16 protein-coding genes are annotated in these 22,237 nt (G+C 37.3%); 14 read left to right on the forward strand and 2 right to left on the reverse strand.

Translation table 11 applies throughout. The features are described from left to right. The first annotated feature begins 11 nt into the window (after positions 1–11). The 7 genes from IGK86_RS02435 to IGK86_RS02465 all read left to right on the forward strand — a co-directional run bounded on the left by IGK86_RS02435 (position 12) and on the right by IGK86_RS02465 (position 8,916). Positions 12–2,111 (forward strand): lectin-like domain-containing protein, encoded by a 2,100-nt coding sequence (locus IGK86_RS02435; RefSeq protein WP_010713873.1) that lies wholly within the window; start codon positions 12–14, stop codon positions 2,109–2,111. Positions 2,112–2,133: 22 nt separating this feature from the next. Beyond that, entirely contained in the window at positions 2,134–2,874 is a 741-nt protein-coding gene (locus tag IGK86_RS02440) for a WxL domain-containing protein (RefSeq protein WP_438741980.1), read from the forward strand. 75 nt (positions 2,875–2,949) lie between these two features. Then, positions 2,950–4,044, forward strand: coding sequence for a DUF916 and DUF3324 domain-containing protein (locus IGK86_RS02445; RefSeq protein ID WP_438741982.1), 1,095 nt, complete (start codon positions 2,950–2,952; stop codon positions 4,042–4,044). A 201-nt stretch (positions 4,045–4,245) separates the two neighbouring features. Further along, complete coding sequence (locus tag IGK86_RS02450; RefSeq protein ID WP_016616602.1) at positions 4,246–4,695, forward strand: hypothetical protein; 450 nt, start codon at positions 4,246–4,248, stop codon at positions 4,693–4,695. A gap of 3 nt (positions 4,696–4,698) precedes the next feature. Next, positions 4,699–6,147: a helix-turn-helix domain-containing protein gene (locus IGK86_RS02455; protein WP_002383018.1), complete on the forward strand. Its 1,449-nt coding sequence runs from the start codon at positions 4,699–4,701 to the stop codon at positions 6,145–6,147. 109 nt (positions 6,148–6,256) lie between these two features. Further along, entirely contained in the window at positions 6,257–8,161 is a 1,905-nt protein-coding gene (locus IGK86_RS02460) for a heavy metal translocating P-type ATPase (RefSeq protein ID WP_016616604.1), read from the forward strand. A 35-nt stretch (positions 8,162–8,196) separates the two neighbouring features. Continuing rightward, positions 8,197–8,916: an MgtC/SapB family protein gene (locus IGK86_RS02465; RefSeq protein ID WP_025193933.1), complete on the forward strand. Its 720-nt coding sequence runs from the start codon at positions 8,197–8,199 to the stop codon at positions 8,914–8,916. Positions 8,917–8,963: 47 nt separating this feature from the next. Here the strand turns inward: IGK86_RS02465 and IGK86_RS02470 are convergent, their stop codons facing one another. After that, a complete protein-coding gene (locus IGK86_RS02470; RefSeq protein WP_002355616.1) occupies positions 8,964–9,701 on the reverse strand; it encodes an amino acid ABC transporter ATP-binding protein in 738 nt (245 codons plus the stop codon). 1 nt (position 9,702) lies between these two features. Beyond that, positions 9,703–11,871 (reverse strand): amino acid ABC transporter substrate-binding protein/permease, encoded by a 2,169-nt coding sequence (locus IGK86_RS02475; protein ID WP_002355617.1) that lies wholly within the window; start codon positions 11,869–11,871, stop codon positions 9,703–9,705. A gap of 278 nt (positions 11,872–12,149) precedes the next feature. Here IGK86_RS02475 and uvrB point away from each other — a divergent pair, with 278 nt between their 5' ends. From uvrB to IGK86_RS02510, 7 genes are all read left to right on the forward strand, one after another. Then, positions 12,150–14,147 carry an excinuclease ABC subunit UvrB gene (gene uvrB / locus IGK86_RS02480; RefSeq protein ID WP_002355618.1) on the forward strand — a complete coding sequence of 666 codons (1,998 nt, stop codon included), beginning with the start codon at positions 12,150–12,152 and terminating at the stop codon, positions 14,145–14,147. Positions 14,148–14,264: 117 nt separating this feature from the next. Further along, positions 14,265–17,084, forward strand: a complete 2,820-nt coding sequence (uvrA, locus tag IGK86_RS02485; protein ID WP_002361280.1) for an excinuclease ABC subunit UvrA — start codon at positions 14,265–14,267, stop codon at positions 17,082–17,084. Positions 17,085–17,255: 171 nt separating this feature from the next. Then, a complete protein-coding gene (locus IGK86_RS02490) occupies positions 17,256–18,050 on the forward strand; it encodes a YusW family protein (RefSeq protein ID WP_016616606.1) in 795 nt (264 codons plus the stop codon). Positions 18,051–18,215: 165 nt separating this feature from the next. Then, the gene (gene rapZ, locus IGK86_RS02495; RefSeq protein WP_002355625.1) at positions 18,216–19,103 is read left to right on the forward strand and encodes an RNase adapter RapZ; all 888 of its coding nucleotides are present in this window, start codon (positions 18,216–18,218) and stop codon (positions 19,101–19,103) included. Further along, positions 19,103–20,098 carry a gluconeogenesis factor YvcK family protein gene (locus IGK86_RS02500; protein ID WP_002355627.1) on the forward strand — a complete coding sequence of 332 codons (996 nt, stop codon included), beginning with the start codon at positions 19,103–19,105 and terminating at the stop codon, positions 20,096–20,098. Before rapZ ends, IGK86_RS02500 begins: the two co-directional genes overlap by 1 nt. A 33-nt stretch (positions 20,099–20,131) precedes the next feature. Further along, positions 20,132–21,067 (forward strand): DNA-binding protein WhiA, encoded by a 936-nt coding sequence (gene whiA / locus IGK86_RS02505; RefSeq protein ID WP_002358736.1) that lies wholly within the window; start codon positions 20,132–20,134, stop codon positions 21,065–21,067. Between the two features lie 233 nt (positions 21,068–21,300). Beyond that, the gene (locus tag IGK86_RS02510; protein WP_016616608.1) at positions 21,301–22,224 is read left to right on the forward strand and encodes a DUF7916 family protein; all 924 of its coding nucleotides are present in this window, start codon (positions 21,301–21,303) and stop codon (positions 22,222–22,224) included. Positions 22,225–22,237 lie beyond the last annotated feature (13 nt).

A 22,237-nucleotide genomic window follows, 5' to 3' on the forward strand; every position in this document is an offset into this window, starting at 1 on the left:
GGTGAAGAGAGATGCGAAACAAACAAAGCCTAGTCTTTTTGGCAAGTAGTTTATTCTTACTACTCCTTGCGCCTATTACTAGCGAAGCGATTAGTAATCCTTCGACAAATATCAACGAAGTCAATCGGGAAATAGTGGAGGAATCGGCCAATGATCAGGCAACTAGCGCTCCTTCTCACTCGGAAACATTAGAGCAAGAACCTTCCCTAGAAACGACAACAACAACCGATAATCATCCAGCAGAAACAGACCAATCAACGGCTACTTTAGAACCTAGCAAACAACAAAAGGATGACGATAACAGTGTAACGGAATCGGCGATAGTTGAACCACAGCCGCGCATGTTGGCTGCGCCATACGCTACTTCATTGCCTGATGATCCTAATATCATTCCAATCGACAAGGTATTTCAAGAGCCAATTGGAAATGCAACAAGTATTTTAGAAGGTGGGAAGTTATTACAACTAAACCCAGCTGTTAAATCACAAAAAGGAGCTATTTGGTCAAAAAAACCAATCAGTTTATTGTCGGATTTTACCTTTAAAAGTTATTTGTATTTAGGAAACGAGTATGCAAATGCTGGTGATGGTATGACCTTTACCTTAACGAATGATCCTAGAATGTCCACAACGCCTCAAGAAGTCATTGGTTCACCTGGGATGGGAATCGGTGCATACTCCACGAAAGCTGGTCAACCTTATGTTAGAAATGCCTTATCGATTGAGTTTGATACCTATAAAAATACTGGTAGTTCCAACCGAATGGACCGAGAAATTTCACAAGATAAGGGAAATGGGCATTTAGCTTTTGTCACTCCGAAAGCTAATAACAACAGCTATACAGGGGAGCATTCAGGCGTCACCGTTGCGCCAACCTATCTATCTAATGGAACCTGGCGCATGTTGACTGTTCATTGGAATGCCGCAGCCAAAGCATTAACATATGATTTAGAAGGTGTGGGCACGAATACGTATGTAGTTTCAGATTTAAATGCACAATTTGGCGCAACAACGGTTTATTGGGGCTTTACATCTTCCACAGGTGGCAAATACCAAGAGAATGCTTTAGCAATGACACAAATTCCTACCAACGTTACGTCACAAGCAGCCCTTAGCGTGAACGGTCAGGAGTTTAGCTCAGCTGTTGAAGCAGTGAAAAATGATCAGGTGATACTACGGAATACATTGAATATTGACAATGACTTTATCGAAGATCGTCAACCGCAAGTAAGCATTGACTTACCTGATGAATTAGCATATGAAGAAAATTCATTAACGATTGATGGTAAAAAGGTAGCAGCCAAAGATCTGACACAAACAGGGAATCACTTAACAGTTGCTTTAAATGACTACCTAGTTTTAAAGAAGGACATGATGATTGAATTAAAAACAACCCTTCAAGATAATACGCCCGAAAAAGTTTTAACTATGAACTTTGACTATTATGAAGAAGGAACCTTACTGCAAAAGTCAAATAATGTAACGATTACTATTCCTAAACCAACAGAAAAAACAGTAACCGTTTTTTATAAAGACGCGGAAGGTAAAGATATTGCTCCACCTAAAAGTGTAACAGGGAAAATTGGTGCACCCTATCAAGAAAAACCCCTAGATATTTCTGGCTATGTTTTTACAAAAGACTCAGGCAATGCGGAAGGAACAATGACAGAGGAAACAAAAGATATTTATTTTTACTATCGTTTAGGGGAACTATATTTTAAAGAGGCACCAAAACAGATTACTTTTGGTACGGAAAAGATACGTAATCAACCACTAATTAAACTTGGGCATCCCACCGAAGGACTCAAAGTCGTGGATGAACGTAACGCAAATAATTGGCGCTTGCAACTAAAGCAAACGCAACCGTTAACAAATGATTCAATTGTAATGCCAGATGTTTTTTCTTTCGTTTCAACTGCTGGAAGCTCTCAGATTACAAATGAGGCAATTACGCTTTTAGAAAGTAATCAGAAAGGTGAAACAGATTTAACAGCATTACTTGATGAATCAAAACAACAAGGAATTCAAATCAATGTTCCTGTAGCTTATCAAAGAGTTGGAACATTTAAAGCTCGTTTATCTTGGGCGTTAGAAGACGTACCAGGAAATTAAAGAAAAGAATGGAGAAAAGAAAATGAAAAAAGTAACAACAGTATGTTTATCCACATTTATTTTAGGGAGCTTAGGCATGACTTCTCAAGCCTTTGCAGAAGATGGCGGTAGTTATACATCTAATGGTATCGTAGAATTTACACCAAGTGAAGATCCAACTAATCCGGTTGACCCAACGGATCCAACTAATCCAGTTAATCCTATTGACCCAACAGATCCTGAAGGTCCTAATCCAGGAACAAACGGTCCGTTGTCAATTGATTATGCGTCAAGTCTAGACTTCGGTGTTCAAAAAATCACGTCGAAGGATCAGACTTATTTTGCTGCTACCCAAAAATACAAGACGGTAGGCGCAACCGATGAAGTCAAAGAAGGGCCTAACTATGTCCAAGTAACAGATAACCGTGGAACCGAAGCTGGCTGGTCATTAAAAGTGAAACAAGAAGGACAATTTAAATCAACTTCTGGTAAAGAATTGACTGGGGCAGCTATCACGTTTAAAAACGGAAATGTAGTGACTGCTTCAGATTCAGGTAAACCAACAGGCCCAGCCACAATCACGTTGAATTCAGATGGTAGTCAATCAGATGTAATGAGTGCAGCAAAAGGAAACGGTGCAGGAACTTATTTATTTGATTGGGGAACAGATGCAACTACAGCTGCTAAAAGTATTGAGTTAACTGTTCCAGGTTCTACAACCAAATACGCTGAAAAATACGCCACAAAATTAACATGGACGTTGACAGACGCTCCAGGAAATTAAACGAATTTTAAAAAGAAGAATAGCGGGGAACATGGTTACCTGCTATTCACTACATATAGAAAAGGAGTAAATAATTTGAACAGAAAAAAACAACGATTTCTTTTTTTTCCGATACTACTAATTCTTTTAGCGTTAGTACCTAGCAATGGTTTTGCCAGTGAATTTAATTTCGCGGTTACGCCTATTCCATCAGAAAAACAAGTAGATAAAGAAAAAACTTACTTTGATTTATTACTAGCACCAAATGAAGAAACTGAGTTGAAAGTGAACTTGCGCAATGATACAGATAAAGAAGTAAAGGTAGGTATTTCCATCAATAGTGCCATTACCAATTCAAATGTAATCGTGGAGTATGGTGAAAATAAGGGGAAAAAAGATCAAAGTTTAGCGTTTGATATAAAAGACTACGTTCAATACCCTAGCTCAGTTCGTTTAAAACCGAAAAGTGAACAAACGGTTTCTATTAACGTCAAAATGCCTAATACACCCTTTGATGGAGTGTTAGCTAGTGGTATCACTTTTAAAGAAGAAACGTCGGATGAAGGCAAACGCCAAGACGATAAGAGTCAGGGGTTATCCATTAAAAATGAATATTCGTATGTCGTTGCATTATTGATGCAACAAAATAAAAAAAAGGTTGAGCCGAATTTACTTTTGAAAAAAGTCTCACCAGGACAGATTAATGCTAGAAATGTGATTTTAGTCAATCTACAAAATGATCAAAAAACATATATTAACCAAGTTGCCTTTTCGGCAGAGATTACCAAAAAGGGGCATGAAGAAGTTTTATATAAAGAGGAAAAAGCAAACATGCAAATTGCACCAAATACCAATTTTTCTGTTCCCATTGCGCTAAAAGGGCAACCGCTTAAGCCAGGAGATTACCATTTGTCTATGACCGTTGTTGGGAATAAAGATGCTGCAGGCTCATTTAAAAAATCAATAAACAATGAATCGATATCTTTTAGAAATCAATGGCAATTTGAAAAAGACTTTACAATTAATGGTGAAGTTGCCAAAGAATTAAATGAAAAAGATGTGACCTTAAAAGAAAATCATTCAAATTTATATTTGCTGATTGGCTTACTACTATTATTGATAGTGATTTTAATCATTGCCTGGTTGATTTTGCGAAAAAAGAAACAGGAACAAAACGAAAGAGAAATATAAAGAGTAGTTAATTTTTGATTTGATTATCGGCAACGTTTTTGTTTGTTTTTACTTATCAAACATGCAGTTTATTCAACAAACCTAACTCAAAAAAAGAAATAATAAGAAGGAGTATTGTTAAATATCGTCTGATACCACTTTACTAGTTATATTTTTTGTTTTGTTATGTAGCTAAAGTATTTGGCAATATATGTGAGAAAAATGGATAAATACAAACATTTACTATTATGGAGTACGTTGTTACTCTCGTTTTTTCAAGTAACCAATGTGCAAGCAGCAGAAGAACGGAATCCAATTTATAATCCGACCAATCCAACAGAAGAAATTTATCCGATTGAGAATACTGGCACACCAGAAAAAATGGAAGAAACAAATGAAAGTACTATTACTAGCGAAACGCAAGCGGAAGAAAGTAGCGAAGACGTTAGTAAAAAAGAAGTGAAAACCAATAATCCAAAAACAAATGAAGAAAGGCCTTCTTCCAAGAAAAGTCAGCATCAAGTATTTTTCACGGATGAATTATTTGATGCTAGCCATATCACCATTGTACCAAATAGCACAGGCGGTGCTGGAACGGAGGGGCAAAACACTTTTTACTTGAATTTCATACGGGAATTAGTAGGAACGGCTATTTATGGGAGAAAGAACTGATAAATGATGAATTATGAAATTTTTTTAAATAAAGAAGATCAACGAAGTTATTCCTTGCTAAGGCATTTAGAAGAAAGTCCCACGCTATCAGGTACTTTTATTGCACTTCGCGAAGAATTATCAATGTCGAATTTTTTAGTCAAAAAAACATTAGAAAAATTAAAAGCAGATATTGACAATCTAAAGTTAAGCGACAGCTTAACTTTAGTCGTTTCTGATGTAGATGTTACACTTGAAATTGATGGAAACTATTCAAGTAAACTTTTGCTCACGAAATACTTAACAGAATCGCTCTCTTTTAAATTAGTGTTGTCTTACTTTAGAGGGAATTATAGTTTGACAAAGTTTGCTGAATGTAATCATGTCAGCACCTCTGTGGCGTATAGTACCTTACAGCGGCTAAAAAAAGCCTTAAAGGAGTATCAAATCTATTTTAGTAAACGGGAAATTGTCGGCAATCAAAAAGCAATTTCATTTTTTTTGTATAAATTGTTCACGCTTTCCAATCAACCAATTTCTGAACTATATTCGGTAAAAGTCTATAATGAAGCGAAACGTGTATTACAGTCTGTTGAGTTAAACTATACTTTCACCACCTATGAGCGACGCAATTTTTTCCATTATTTAGCTATTATGATTAACAACGAAGGACGTGCGGTGGAAGGGATCGATACACGCGCACTGAATACATTTTCAGAGGAACTAATAAAAAAATCACAAGTGGCATGGGCATTGTCCTCAAAATCATTAACGTATACGATTGTTTTTTTCTTGTATTTGCATGGCAAACTAGAGAAAAAATATGTCATTCACGAAGATCCTACGATTGAAAGCCTAACTCGTGTTTTCATTGGAAGTTTTGAAAAAGCATTTAATTGTTTAGAGGAGTCAACAAGGAATACTCTAGAAGAAGGGTTAGCAATTATTCATTTCAATGTTATTTACTTTCCGATTAATATGTTTGACGATTTTGAAATGGATTTACAGTTTTTTAAGCAAACATATCCGGAATTTTATTTTTATTTAATTGAATATATTCGTTGGTTAACAGCAAAACATAAAAAAATTGCGAAAGCCAATCACTGTTTGTTTTTTAACTATCTATTGTTGCTAATTAATCATGTTCCGGTTCATTTAATTGCAGAGCCAGCCAAGGTCCTAATTGATTTTTCTTATGGAAAAGAGTATAACCAATTCATCAAAAAAAATTTATCCGTCTATGTGAATTTAAATGTAGAAATTATTGACCCGTTATCAGATACCTTACCAGATGTGGTGATTACCAATTTAAATAACTTGTATCAAGAAGAACAGAGTAAAGTTATGGTTTGGCTGGATCCACCTCGTTCGATTGATTGGGTCAATTTAACGCAATCATTATTGACTATTCAAGAAGAAAAATATCAACAACAAAAAGAATCGACAAAGACAAGCGGTGATCCTATCGAATAGAATCATCGCTTGTCTTTGTGTTTAAGTCTTTACAAAACCACCCAAGTGTTTTATAATATGAATATACATTCATATGAATAGAAAAACATTAATGAGGAGGCGCATAACAATGTCAAAACAAACAGGTGCACACACACATGAAGAAAAAGGTAAAAACGTTCCAGTTATTCTCTTTTTTACAGGATTGGCTCTTTTCTTTATCGGTTTATTTTTAGGGAACATGCTCTTAATGAAAAATATTCTTTTCTCATTAGCTGCTATTTTAGCTGGTTATCATATTATTGGGGAAGGCTTTGGAGATACGTATCGGGATACGAAAAACAATCGAAAGTTTTCGCCTAATATTCATTTGTTAATGACCTTAGCTGCAGTTGGTTCAGCATTAATGGGAAGTTTTGAAGAATCAGCATTGTTGATTTTGATTTTTGCGGCGGCGCATTTCCTTGAAGATTATGCCCAAGGCAAAAGTCAACGTGAAATTACAAAACTATTAAATTTAAATCCAACAGAAGCTCGCCTGATAACAGACGACGGCTCAATTCAAACTGTGTCAGTTGAACAATTGAAGATTGGTGACCGCGTGCAAGTCCTCAATGGTGCGCAAATTCCGACAGATGGCGTCGTGATTGAAGGAAGTACCGCTGTGGATGAATCATCTATTAATGGGGAAAGTATTCCCAAAGAAAAAAATAGTGGGGACCCAGTTTTTGGTAGTACCATGAACGGTTCAGGCACAATTGTTGTTGAAGTAACGAAAGATAGTTCAGAAACAGTTTTTGCGAAAATCGTACAGCTCGTGAACCAATCACAAGAAAATCAATCGGAAATTGCAAGCAAAATTAAACGATTTGAACCAAAATATGTCACACTAGTTTTAGCAGTTTTTCCACTAATTGTTTTAGGTGGCGCATTACTTTTCCAATTGACTTGGGCTGAAAGTTTTTACAGAGGCTTGGTCTTCTTAATTGCTGCCTCCCCTTGTGCTTTAGCAGCGAGTGCCGTTCCGGCAACTTTATCAGGAATTTCCAATTTAGCGAAACAAGGCGTTTTGTTTAAAGGTGGCTCATTCTTATCAAATTTAGCTGAAGTGAAAGCACTCGCTTTTGATAAAACAGGCACACTAACAAAAGGCAAACCTGAGGTCACAGATTATCTTTTTGTTGATGGCTTAGAAGCTCGCCAAGACGAATTAGTAGCTGTTTTAACAAATATGGAGAAAAAATCCAATCATCCATTGGCGACGGCGATTGTTAATCGCTTTGAAGCAGAAACAACGGCTTTAAATTTAGAAGTAGAAAATATTGTCGGGGTGGGTTTAGTAACGACCATTGCAGACACAACTTTTAGAATTGGTAAACCATCTAGTTTCGAACAAGTGCCAACAATCATTGAGAAACAAACAACGAAATTAGCGAGTGAAGGCAAAACGGTAGTGTACTTTGCCGAAAATGAACAAGTGATTGGTTTGGTGGCATTGATGGATGTTCCTAATGAAGAAGCAATGAACGCCATTCACTATTTCAAGTCACAAAATATTGAAACAACAATGATTACAGGAGATGCAAAACTTACGGGTGAAGCAGTTGGTCGCTTAGTAGGCGTGGACCAAGTTTTTGCTAATGTTTTACCTGAGGAAAAATCAGCGATTGTTGATCAATTAAAACGCGAAGTAGGAATGACTGGGATGGTTGGTGATGGCATTAACGATGCGCCCGCTTTAGTGAATGCTGATATCGGAGTGGCGATGGGGGATGGTACAGACATTGCTATCGATGTTGCAGACGTGGTAGTGATGAAAAATGATCTTTCTAAATTAGGCTATGCTCACCGTGTCTCAAAACGCTTGAATAAAATTGTGCAGCAAAATATTATTTTTTCAATGTTAGTGGTAGCAACGTTAATTATCTTGAACTTTTTAGGTATTGCGAATATCGCATTTAGCGTACTTATTCATGAAGGAAGTACCTTAGTGGTCATTTTTAATGGCTTGCGTTTATTAGTTAATATAAAATAAGTCAAATAGTCATTTGCAAGAAAGGAGAGAAAGCGATGAATTCTTTAAAAATGATTGAACTTTCTCTCACCGACGTTGTCATTCGGATGGCTCTAGCCGTGGTTTTTGGAGCTTTGATTGGGTTAGAAAGAAGTATTAAAAGAAAAGGCTTCGGTATTAGTAGTAATGCCATTTTATGTTTGGCCTCCTGTACGATTTCCATTTTACAGATTCAATCGGTCGATATTTTAGTCGATGTGGTGAAACAAAATAGCCCCTTGGCGTCCATTATTTCTATGGATATTACACGATATGGCGCCCAAGTGATTAGTGGTGTAGGCTTTCTCGGTGCGGGGATTATCGTTTTTAGAGAAAGGAAAGTTTCTGGGTTAACGACAGCAGTAATGATGTGGAATGTTACTATTATTGGTTTAGTCATTGGGATGGGCTTTTTAACCATTGCATTTATCAATCTCGTGGCAACTTTGCTAGTATTAGCTCTGGCCCATTTTAAACGAAAAACTCCTTTAAAACGATTGCAGCTTATCGTAAAAATGAAGGAACCCATGATTAAAGAAAGCCGACTGCATGAACAACTTCAAGCTTCTTTAGAAAAAGGGGAGCGCTTAGTAGAATTGACTTTGGAATCCGAACAAGAGGCAGTGACAGCAAAGATTTCTTATGTAGGCAAAGAAGATTTCTGGCATTCCAACTTGCACCATCTCTTAAAAGAAAAAGGGCACGTTCAATCTGTCTCTGTCACGGAAACAATTTAACCATAAAATAAAGCACTTGGGCGCTAGCGCGCGCCAAGTGCTTTTGTTTAAATATTTAATACTTTATCTAAGAAATCTTTTGTTCGAGGGTTTTGAGGATTTTCAAAGACTTGCTCTGGCGAACCATCTTCTAGGAAGTTACCGCCATCAATGAACATTACTCGGTTAGCCACTTCTTTTGCAAAGCCCATTTCGTGAGTAACGATGACCATTGTCATTCCTTGTTTTGCTAAATCTTTCATTACACCAAGAACATCGCCAACCATTTCTGGATCAAGGGCTGATGTTGGCTCATCGAAAAGCATAATATCAGGATTCATCGCTAACGCACGTGCAATTGCGACACGTTGTTTTTGACCACCAGATAAAGAATCTGGATAGGCATCTTTTTTATCTGCCAACCCAACACGTTCTAAAAGTTCTAACGCTTTTTTCTCCGCTTCGTCTTTTGACAAGCGACCTAAATCGGTTGGTGCTAAAACAATATTTTCTAAAATAGATAAATGTGGAAACAAATTGAAATGTTGGAAAACCATGCCGATATGTTGACGGACTTGGTTGATGTCCGTATTTTTATCTGTCAAGTTCGCACCATCAATAATAATGTCTCCGCTAGAAGCTTCTTCTAATTGATTCAAGCAACGTAAAAAAGTACTTTTACCAGAACCAGAAGGACCGATGACGCAGACTACGTCGCCTTCGTTAATAGAAACATTAATGTCGTTTAAGACCGTGTTGTCACCATATTTTTTTACTAAATGTTCAACTAAGATTTTTTCAGTCATATTAGTTCACCTTCTTTTCAAGGTTTTTCGCTAATTTAGTTAAGCTAGTAATTAAAATTAAGTAGATTAACGCAATAACGAAGTAAACCATTGTACTTTGTAATGTCCGAGCAACAATAATTTTTCCTGTTTGTAGTAGTTCGATTAAGCCAATTGCTGAAAGGATAGTTGTATCTTTCAATGAAATAACAAATTGGTTAATGAATGAAGGAATCATAATGCGAATCGCTTGTGGTAAAATAATTTTTTGCATTGTCCGATTATAGGAAAGACCTAAACTTCTTGAAGCTTCCATTTGGCCAACTGGAACAGCTTTGATTCCGCCGCGCACAATTTCAGAAATATAGGCACTGGCATTTAAAGTTAATGTGATAATCCCAGCAATGAAGACCGGGATATTAAAGCCAAGCACACCAGGTAATCCGAAATAGATGAAGAACGCTAAGACCATTAAAGGAATTCCACGAATTAAATCAACATAAATGGTTGAAAGTACACGTAATGCTTTGATTGGTGAAACGCTGAATAATCCGAAAATAACGCCGACAATTAAAGCAAGTACGAAGGAAATCAACGTTAATAGAATCGTCATCCATAAACCGTGTAACAATTGTTTCCAGTTGTTTTGCATGAAGCCAACAAACGTAGATTCGTCAGCTGTTTCTTCTTTGGCTTCGTTGCCATCTTTTACGTAAGTGCCGATAATTTTATCGTATTCACCTGTACGTTTCATTTCTTTTAAGCCTTCGTTAAACATTTCAAGTAGTTCAGGATTTTGCCCTTTTTTGACAGCAAAACCGTAAGAACCACCTTTTTCACGAGGAATTGGTGTCGCTAGTGGTTGATTTTGCGCAACCCCATAGCCAATGACAGGATAATCATCCATCATGGCATCAACTTCGCCAATTTCTAATGCACTGTATAATGCATCAGTTGTGTCTAAATACTTAATTGAGTAATCATATTTCTTTTTATTTTTTTCTAAGAAATCAGCACTTTCAGTACCAATTTTTACGCCGACTTTTTTGCCTTTTAAATCATCATACGATTTAATTTTGTCATTGCCTTTTTTGACCGCAATTTGAATACCGCTATCAAAGTAAGGAACAGAGAAGTCGAAGGCTTTTTTACGATCATCCGTAATCGTCATGCCTGCAACCATCCCATCTGCTTGACCAGATTCAACAGCTTGGACAGCAGAACTAAAACCAATAAATTTAAATTCAACAGTAAAACCTTGCAATTCAGCTGCACGTTTGACTAAATCTACATCAATTCCGACATAATCGCCTTGGGCATTTTGAAACTCAAACGGAGCAAATGTAGAATCACTAGCAATCACATATTTCTCTTTTTTAGGAGTGATTTTTTTCATCTGTTCGCCAGCGTCTTGTGTGTTTGTTTCATCGCCTGTCGCTAAGTAGTTGTTTAAAATTTTATCATAAGTACCATTGTCTTTAAGATTTTTCAAACCAGCGTTGAACTTTTTGATTAATTCAGGGTTTTGACCTTTTTTCACTGCGAAACCATAAGAACTGCCTGTTTCTTTATCGCCAACTAATTGCAATTTTTGGCCATTTTTCACTGCGTAGCCCAATACAGGATAATCATCAACGATTGCATCTGCTTCACCGTTTTCTAAGGCTTTATAAAGACCCGTTGCATCGTCAAAATTTTTGATGGTATAGTCATATTTCTCTTTATTTTTTTCAAGGAAATTGGCACTTTCAGTTCCAACTTTAGCCGCAACCGTTTTGCCTTTTAAATCATCATATGATTTAATTTTGTCGTTTCCTTTTTTTACCGCTAATTGTAAACCGCTATCGAAGTATGGATCTGAAAAATCAAAGGATTTTTTTCGCTCATCCGTAATACTCATTCCAGCAATCATGCCATCAATTTGTTTAGATTGAATCGCTTGGACTGCACTATCGAAGCCTAATGGTTTTAAATCCACTTCAAAACCTTGATCTTTGGCAATCGCATCTAATAAATCAACGTCAATACCAATGTATTTTCCTTTTGAGTCTTGGAATTCAAAAGGGGCGAATGTTAAATCCGTTCCGATTGTATATTTCTTTCCTTCTGCATGTGCTGAAGTGCCACTAATGAATGTTAGCAGAGTTACCATCATCACAAAGAAAGAAAGTAAAAAGTGTTTCCTTTTCATAAAATACCTCCTAGTTTTGCATATTGAACAATTATATAGTAAGAAATAGGAAGCTGACAAGTATTTGAACGCTAAAAAGAGAAAAAAACTCTAATTTCCTTACATTGCATGTTATAAAATATAACATAGAAATTAAGAACAAAAGATTAAGATCAGTTGAAGTCCGAAACAGCAAAAGTGGCGAAAATATGTTCGGTATGTTAAACTAATAAGTGGACATTCTGCCAGAATGGGCCGATAATTTAAGAGAAATTAGACACTTTGAGGGGGAGTTATAAATGATCGAAAGAGAAACTTCCAATACCTTTCATTTGGCTTCTAAATATGAGCCTGCCGGAGATCAGCCAGCCGCTATTGCTGAACTAGTTGACGGTGTCAAAGGTGGAGAAAAAGCTCAAATTTTACTTGGAGCGACCGGAACAGGTAAAACATTTACAATCTCTAATGTGATTCAAGAAGTGAACAAACCAACATTAGTGATTGCACATAATAAAACACTAGCTGGACAATTATACGGGGAATTTAAAGAATTTTTCCCAGATAATGCGGTCGAGTATTTTGTCAGTTACTATGATTATTATCAACCAGAAGCATATGTACCCTCAAGTGATACATATATTGAAAAAGATTCCAGTATTAATGATGAAATTGATAAACTACGCCATTCAGCGACAAGTTCTTTATTGGAACGAAACGATGTCATCGTGGTAGCATCAGTTTCTTGTATTTTTGGTTTAGGGGATCCGCGGGAATACAGCCAACAAGTTGTTTCATTACGTGTGGGAATGGAAATGGATCGTAATGAGTTACTAAAAAGTTTAGTCGATATTCAATTCGAACGAAATGATATTGATTTTCAACGGGGGCGTTTTCGTGTCCGCGGTGATGTGGTTGAGATATTCCCAGCTTCACGGGATGAGCATGCGCTACGTGTTGAATTTTTCGGAGACGAAATTGATCGAATTCGTGAAGTAGATGCGTTAACTGGTGAAATTGTCGGCGAAACAGAGCATGTCGCTATTTTTCCGGCAACACACTTTGTGACGAACGAAGAACATATGGAACATGCCATATCGCAGATCCAAGAAGAATTAGAAGCACGTTTGAAAGTGCTTCGCAGTGAAAACAAATTATTGGAAGCCCAACGTTTGGAACAGCGAACCAACTATGATATTGAGATGATGAGAGAGATGGGCTATACGTCAGGGATTGAGAATTACTCTCGACATATGGATGGTCGCCAAGAAGGGGAGCCGCCATATACGCTGTTGGACTTTTTCCCAGATGACTTCTTACTTGTAATCGATGAGTCTCATGTAACAATGCCGCAAATTAGAGGAATGTATAATGGCGACCGAGCACGGAAACAAATGTTAGTGGACTATGGTTTCCGTTTACCAAGTGCACTTGATAACCGACCGCTTCGTTTAGAAGAATTTGAACAACATGTAAACCAAATTGTTTATGTATCGGCAACACCAGGCCCTTATGAAATGGAACAAACAGAGACGGTTGTTCAACAAATCATTCGACCAACAGGTTTACTAGATCCAGAAGTAGAAATCCGCCCAATTATGGGTCAAATTGATGACTTGGTGGGCGAAATTCATGAACGGATCGAAAAAGATCAGCGAGTGTTTGTCACAACCTTAACGAAGAAAATGGCCGAAGATTTAACCGACTATTTCAAAGAATTAGGCTTAAAAGTTAAATATTTGCATAGTGATATAAAAACACTGGAAAGAACGGAGATTATTCGCGATTTACGATTAGGCGAATTTGATATTCTAATTGGTATTAACTTATTACGTGAAGGAATCGATGTGCCAGAAGTTTCCTTAATTGCGATTCTAGATGCGGATAAAGAAGGCTTCTTACGTAGTGAACGCTCATTAGTGCAAACGATGGGACGGGCTGCCCGGAACGCTGAAGGAAAAGTCATTATGTATGCAGATAAAATCACCGATTCGATGCAACGAGCTATGGATGAAACGGCACGACGTCGGGCAATCCAAGAAGCATATAATGAAGAACATGGCATTGAACCAAAAACAATTATTAAAGAAATTCGTGATTTGATTTCTATTTCCAAAACAGCTGATAAAGATGAAACAGTGGTTCAATTGGATAAATCATATGAAGATTTATCAAGACAAGAAAAAGCTGATTTATTAATGAAACTTGAAAGAGAAATGAAAGATGCGGCCAAAGCATTAGACTTCGAAACTGCAGCCACATTACGAGATACCATTCTTGAATTGAAAGCTGCCAAATAAGTCAACCAACGGATTAAGTAAAAGATACGATGAACCATCGTATCTTTTACTAATCTTTTCTCTATAGAATGACTTGAAATGATTTGACGTAAGAGATTTAGTAAAAGGAGAACATATATGGCAAATGATAAAATTGTGATTCATGGTGCACGCGCCCATAACTTAAAAAATATTGATGTCACGATTCCTCGTGACAAAATGGTTGTTGTAACTGGACTATCTGGTTCTGGTAAAAGTTCATTAGCATTTGATACGCTTTACGCAGAAGGGCAACGACGTTATGTAGAGAGTCTCTCTGCTTATGCGCGACAATTTTTGGGGCAGATGGATAAACCAGATGTTGACAGCATCGATGGTTTAAGTCCAGCTATTTCAATTGATCAAAAGACGACAAGTAAAAACCCGCGCTCAACGGTGGGGACAGTCACGGAAATCAATGATTATTTACGATTGTTATTTGCTCGGGTAGGTCATCCAATTTGTCCTAACGATCATATTGAAATTACCAGTCAGTCTGTTGAACAGATGGTTGATAAAGTCTTAGAGCTACCAGAGCGAACAAAAATTCAAATTTTGGCGCCTGTTGTGGTCAAGAAAAAAGGCCAACATAAAAAAGTGTTTGAAATGATCCAACGTGAAGGATATGTCAGAATGCGGGTGGATGGTGAAACCTATGATGTTAGTGAGGCACCAGAACTTGAAAAAAATAAAAAACATGATATTGCGATTGTGATTGACCGTATCGTTGTGAAAGAAGGCATTCGCTCTCGCTTGTTTGATTCGTTTGAAGCGGCTTTGCGTTTAGCTGAAGGTTACGCAATTGTTGATGTGATTGGTCAAGAAGAAATGTTGTTTAGTGAACATTATGCTTGTCCTTATTGTGGGTTCACAGTCGGTGAATTGGAACCGCGCTTGTTTTCATTTAATGCACCATTTGGCGCTTGTCCCGATTGTGATGGTTTAGGTGTTAAATTAGAAGTGGACAAAGACTTAGTGATTCCAGATCCCACTAAAACCTTGAGAGAAGGAGCCATTGTTCCGTGGAACCCTATTAGTTCCCAATATTATCCACAAATGTTGGAACAAGCAGCCACCAGTTTTGGGATTGATATGGATACGCCGTTTGAAGAATTACCTGCAGACCAACAAGAAATTATTTTAAATGGTTCTGGCGAGAAAAACTTTCATTTTCATTATGAAAATGACTTTGGTGGTGTTCGTGATGTGGAAGTGCCATTTGAAGGGATTTTAAAAAATATTAAACGACGTTATCATGAAACAAATAGCGATTTTACACGAGATCAAATGCGGTTATACATGACAGAATTGACTTGTCGAAGCTGTCAAGGGTATCGTTTGAATCCGCAAGCTTTAGCTGTGAAAATCAATGGCACGCACATTGGTGAAGTCAGTGAATTAGCAATAAAAAATGCGGTCCAATTTTTTGAAGGTGTGTCTTTATCTGAACAAGAAACAACGATTGCTCGGCCAATTTTAAAAGAAGTCGAAGATCGGTTAACCTTCTTAAAAAATGTCGGGTTAGATTACTTAACCTTAAGTCGAGCTGCTGGTACACTTTCTGGCGGAGAAGCACAAAGAATTCGCTTAGCAACACAAATTGGATCAAACTTATCAGGCGTCCTTTACATTTTAGATGAACCATCAATTGGTTTGCATCAACGAGATAACGACCGCTTGATTGACTCATTGAAAAAAATGCGGGACTTAGGCAATACATTAATTGTGGTGGAACACGATGAAGATACAATGATGGCTTCGGATTACTTGATTGATGTGGGACCTGGCGCTGGACATCTGGGCGGTGAAATTGTAGCCGCTGGTACGCCGGAAGAGGTTGCTAAAAATCCGCATTCATTGACCGGACAATATCTTTCTGGGAAAAAAGTGATTCCTGTGCCAAAAGAACGTCGCAAAGGCAATGGCAAAGCGATCAAAGTCACTGGTGCCAGTGAAAATAATTTGAAAAATGTCAGTGTTGAATTTCCGCTAGGTGAATTTGTTGCTGTCACAGGTGTTTCAGGTTCAGGGAAAAGTACTTTAGTCAATCAAATTTTGAAAAAAGCGCTGGCCCAAAAATTAAATCGTAATTCCAATAAACCTGGGAAACACAAAAGTATCACTGGTTATGAAGCCATTGAAAAGATTGTTGACATTGACCAAAGTCCGATTGGCCGAACACCAAGAAGTAATCCAGCGACTTATACTAGTGTTTTTGATGACATTCGCGATTTGTTTGCCCAAACAAATGAAGCCAAGGTTCGTGGCTATAAAAAAGGCCGCTTTAGTTTTAACGTCAAAGGTGGCCGTTGTGAAGCTTGTCGCGGGGACGGTATCATCAAAATTGAAATGCACTTTTTACCTGATGTCTATGTGCCTTGCGAAGTTTGTCATGGCAAACGTTATAATTCTGAGACGTTAGAAGTTCATTATAAAGGCAAAAACATTTCTGATATTTTAGATATGACGGTGGAAGATGCCGTAGAATTTTTCAAACATATCCCTAAAATTCATCGTAAATTGCAAACAATTGTGGATGTAGGCTTAGGCTATGTGACATTGGGGCAGCCAGCAACTACTTTATCTGGTGGAGAAGCACAGCGGATGAAGCTAGCGAGTGAACTTCATAAAAATTCTAATGGGAAAAACTTTTATATTCTGGATGAGCCAACAACAGGCTTGCATACCGATGATATTGCGCGGTTGCTTCTAGTATTAGAGCGTTTAGTGGAAGCGGGCAATACCGTTTTAGTGATTGAACATAACTTGGATGTCATCAAATCTGCGGATCATGTGATTGATCTAGGGCCAGAAGGTGGCGACGGTGGTGGGACGATCGTGGCGACAGGAACACCAGAAGAAGTTGCTAAAGTCAAAGACAGTTACACAGGATATTATTTAAAACGTGTTCTGAAATAAACATTAATGATTAGATAAAGAACCTTGTTTTTATGGGAAACAAGGTTCTTTTATTATAAAATAACAAATATTTTTTAATTAAAATTAAAAATAAATGTTGACTTAATGTGTAATTAAAAGATATACTATGTTTGCTAACAAAATAACAATGAATACGAAGGGAAGTCTTAAATGAAAAACAAAAAAATAACAACAGGTTTATTAACAGCAGGAATGGTCTTAGCTATCGGAATCACACCTTTTGTACATAGTAACACAATGGAAGCAGCTACTTTAATTTCACAATCAGACCATGAAAAAGTAATGAGCTTTACCAAGAAAGACTTAAAAGAAGCAACGGGCATTCAATTGGAGCCGGCGACAGTACAAGCCGTTCATCAGGAATTAAAGCAACAAATCACCTGGGAAACATTAGGCTATTCCACAATTGATGCGCAAAATATTGCGACACGTTTTACACAAAATACATATCAGGCTCTGGGGATTTTAACAGATATCGCCAACCATTCAGAACTTCAATTGAAAGTCATTACCATTAATAATCCCTATCTAGCAACAGCTAAAATTGGTACCTTTAAGTGGGAAACTGTAACTCCTGAAGTTGGTGGGGACCATGAAACAGCAGACAATGAACTAACCACACCGACACCAACTGTTGCCAGTCTTCAAGAGATTGACGTAGAAATCGAATACGACGAAAATGAAATTGAGTTCACCTATGAAATAAAATCGAACGGAACAATTGAAGCAACGTATGAAGATGAATCTGCTGATTTAGAATTAGAAGGTAAGGCAGCACAAGACAAAATCATGACTCTTTTAGATGGATTGTCAATCAAAACAGCTACAAATGAACAAATTAAAGAACACATTACGAAAAAGTTAGCCGTGAATGAACAAGTAAAACAATTTGAGTTTGAAGCTAATTTTACTGATAAAACAGAAATTGAGTTTGTATTAAAATAACACAGAGTTATATAGTATAATTCAGCAATTAAAACAGCATTGACATTTTTGTCAATGCTGTTTTTCTATGAAAGAATAGAAATCTTTATAAGAATGATTGAAAAGCTTTCTTTGATACGCCCGGGGTGTTATAATATAGTGATGCAAGTGAAGGGAGTGTTGAATATGCCAGAAAATTTACAACTGGTTATTATTACAGGAATGAGTGGCGCTGGAAAAACAGTCGCTGTTCAAAGCTTTGAAGACATGGGCTATTTCTGTATCGACAATTTACCACCAAGCTTAATCCCAAAATTTTGGGAATTAATTAAAGAATCTGGAAAAGTTACCAAGATTGCGTTAGTGATTGATTTACGTTCACGGACCTTCTTTAGAGAAATTCAGGATATGTTAGTCGAACTTGAAAATACTAATTTTATTGATACAACGATTTTATTTTTAGATGCCACCGATGAAGAGTTGGTTTCTCGTTATAAAGAGACACGGCGTGCGCATCCAATGGCGATGGATGGTTTAGTGACAGAAGGTATTCGTAAAGAACGTGCAATGCTGGAAGAAATCAAGGCGGATGCTCAGTTGGTTATTGATACCACGGACTTGTCCCCTCGTCAATTGCGGGAACGTTTGAATAAAGAACTAGCAACGAGAGAGACACACGAATTTCGAGTGGAAATGGTGTCCTTCGGCTTTAAATATGGCTTGCCGATTGATGCAGATATCGTTATGGATGTTCGCTTTTTACCTAATCCCCATTATATTGATGAACTACGGCCGTTAACTGGAATGGATCAACCTGTTTATGATTATGTGATGGGCTTCCCAGAAACAGATGAATTTTATACAAAATTTATCGATTTACTGCGAACAGTCTTACCTGGATATAAAAAAGAAGGTAAAAGTAGCGTCACCATTGCAATTGGCTGTACTGGCGGACAACATCGCTCTGTTGCATTGACAGAACGTGTTGGCGCTGAATTAAAAGAGGAAGATTACCATGTAAATATTACCCACCGCGACCGCTTAAAAAGAAAAGAAACGGTTAATCGCTCTTAATGAAAACCTATCGAATTCGTAAACCGAAGATCGTGGTTGTTGGTGGTGGAACAGGCTTGCCAGTAATTTTAAAAAGTTTAAGAAATCAAAGTGTTGATATTACTGCCGTCGTAACGGTCGCTGATGACGGCGGTAGTAGTGGCGAGCTTCGTTCCTCTATTAATAACATGACACCTCCGGGAGATTTAAGAAATGTTTTAGTGGCATTGTCAGATATGCCACAATTATATGAAGATATTTTTCAATATCGTTTTGATAAATCAGATAGTCATTTTGCCAATCATGCAATCGGTAATTTAATCATTGCTGCTGTCTCAGAAATGAGAGGAAGTACGTATGAAGCGATTCAATTGCTTTCAAAAATGATGCATGTTGATGGACGGATTTATCCATCATCAGAACGGCCATTAACGTTACATGCCGTATTTAAAGATGGCTCAGTGGCGGTGGGAGAATCAAAAATTGCACTGGATCGCAAGACGATTGACCATGTGTTTGTAACAAATACACACGGAGAAGAACAGCCAAGAGCTGCGCGTAAAGTCGTCAAAGCAATTGAAGAAGCAGACATGGTCGTGTTAGGACCAGGGAGTCTTTTTACAAGTATTTTACCTAATTTAGTTATTACAGAAATTGGTGAAGCCATCAAACAAACAGCTGCGGAAGTAGTCTATATTTGTAACATCATGACCCAAAAAGGGGAAACGGAACATTTTACGGATGCAGATCATGTTCGTGTCTTAAACGAGCATCTACAAGCGCAGTTTGTTGATACAGTGCTGGTTAACACAGAAAAAGTACCAGAAAATTACATGGATCCTGAAATTTATGATGAATATTTAGTTCAAGTAAAGCATGATTTTCAAGGATTACGTGAAGAAGGATGCCGAGTCATTTCGACAGACTTTTTAGAATTAAGAGATGGCGGAGTTTTTCATGATGGGGAAAAAGTTGTTGAAGAACTTTTCCGTATCGTATTTGGAACGAAATATTAATTAATCAAAAGAATCAAGAGAGGAGGAGCTTAGATGTCTTTTGCCTCGGATGTCAAAAAAGAGTTAACTGGTTTAGAAGTCCATCGAGAACACGCGAAAGCAGAATTAGCAGCATTAATTCGGATGAACGGCTCACTTAGCTTAGTTAATCAACAGTTTGTCTTGAATGTACAAACGGAAAATGCTGCAATTGCTCGTCGAATGTATTCATTGCTGAAAGATCATTACCATGCACAAGCAGAATTATTAGTTCGTAAAAAAATGAAACTAAAGAAAAATAATGTTTACATTGTGCGTCTAAAACAAGATACACAAAAAATTCTAGCTGATTTGGATATTATGGATGGGGTCGTTTTTAATGGCAATGTGTCAAATGAAATCATGGGTAACGCACAAAAAATGCGTTCCTATTTACGCGGGGCCTTTATGGCTTCTGGCTCAGTTAATAATCCGGAAACAAGTCGCTATCATTTAGAAATTTTTTCAATTTATGAAGAACACAATAATGATATTTGTAAGATGTTGAATTACTATGACTTAAACGCTCGAACATTGGGACGCCGAAACGGGTATATTTGTTATTTAAAAGGTGCTGAAAAAATTGCCGACTTTTTAACGTTAATTGGTGCCACGAACTCTATGTTGAAATTTGAAGATGTCCGGATTGTCCGTGATATGCGGAATTCAGTAAATCGTTTAGTGAATTGCGAAACAGCGAATTTAAATAAAACCATTGATGCGGCTTCAAAACAAATTGAAAATATTCAATTTATTGAAAGTACAGTAGGGCTGACGTCATTACCGGAGAAACTTCAGGAAATCGCAGAATTACGGTTAGAGTATCCGGAAGTTAGTCTCAAAGAACTAGGGGAAATGATTCCTTCAGGAGCTATTTCTAAGTCAGGTATTAATCATCGTATTCGAAAAATTAATGAATTTGCAGAAAAATTACGAGAAAAAAGTGCGTAACTTTTCTGCTCTAGAAGTGAAGAATAACATTTCCGTTTGAAGTGCTATCCTTCACTTTTTCTTTAAGCGTGTAAAAAAAATTAAAGTGTGCAAAAAGTGTGTAGAGCTGAAATGTAGTGTTGACCTGTGGTTTAAAGAAACGACGTTGGCACGAATGTTGCATGTAATAAAATGCAAGCGATTACTTATTGCTGTTTTTAACTAAAAGATTAAAAACTATTGGAGGGGTCAAAATGGTTCAACGATTAATTAGTGCAAATGCATCAGAAATCAAACGGATGTCAAAAGAAGAGTTGTTTCAGAGTATTAAAGCGAGCGAAGGGCGCGTAATTTTATCGGAAAATGTGGTAGTTCATCCATCCGTAGCAGGTGATATCACTTGTGCGGAAATGTCAAAAGCATATGGCGCAGACATGATTTTATTGAATGTTTTCGATGTTAATCAACCGATTGTAGTAGCCGCTTATGAAGGGCAATATACTGCGGAAACATGTGTCCCTAATGATGAGGTTGTTCATCGTTTGAAAGAACTAGTCGGTTTACCGATTGGCATGAATGTCGAACCTGTTGATGAAAATTTAGACTTAGCTTCAACGAGAGTTTCGATTGAACCAGGTAGAAAAGCATCAGCAGCTACTTTCAAAAAAGCCAATGAACTGGGTTTGGATTTTATCTTATTGACAGGTAATCCAGGAACTGGCGTGACCAACGACTTGATTGCTGAGAACGTGGCCTTAGCCAAAAAACATTTTGATGGCATCATTATTGCCGGAAAAATGCACAGTTCAGGCGTAGATGAACCAGTGGTCAGTTTAAAATCAGCTGAACAATTTATTGAAGCGGGCGCTGATATTGTCTTAGTCCCAGCAGTCGGCACGGTTTGGGGCATTGATGATCAACAAGTCAAAGAAGTTGTGGATTTTGCACATTCAAAAGGAAAATTAGTTATGAGTGCCATTGGAACTTCACAAGAAAGTGCTCAACCTGAAGTTATCCAAACTATCGGCATTAGAAATAAAATTTTAGGCGTAGATATTCAACATATTGGCGATGCCAATATGGGCTTAGTTGGTATTGAAAATATTAAAGAGCTTTCTGATGCGATACGTGGGAAAAGACATACTGTTGCTAGAATGGCTCGTTCGATTAATCGTTAAAAAAGTGAACAGA

This window comes from Enterococcus sp. DIV1206 (genome assembly GCF_051712485.1).
In the GTDB taxonomy this organism is placed as follows: domain Bacteria; phylum Bacillota; class Bacilli; order Lactobacillales; family Enterococcaceae; genus Enterococcus; species Enterococcus faecalis.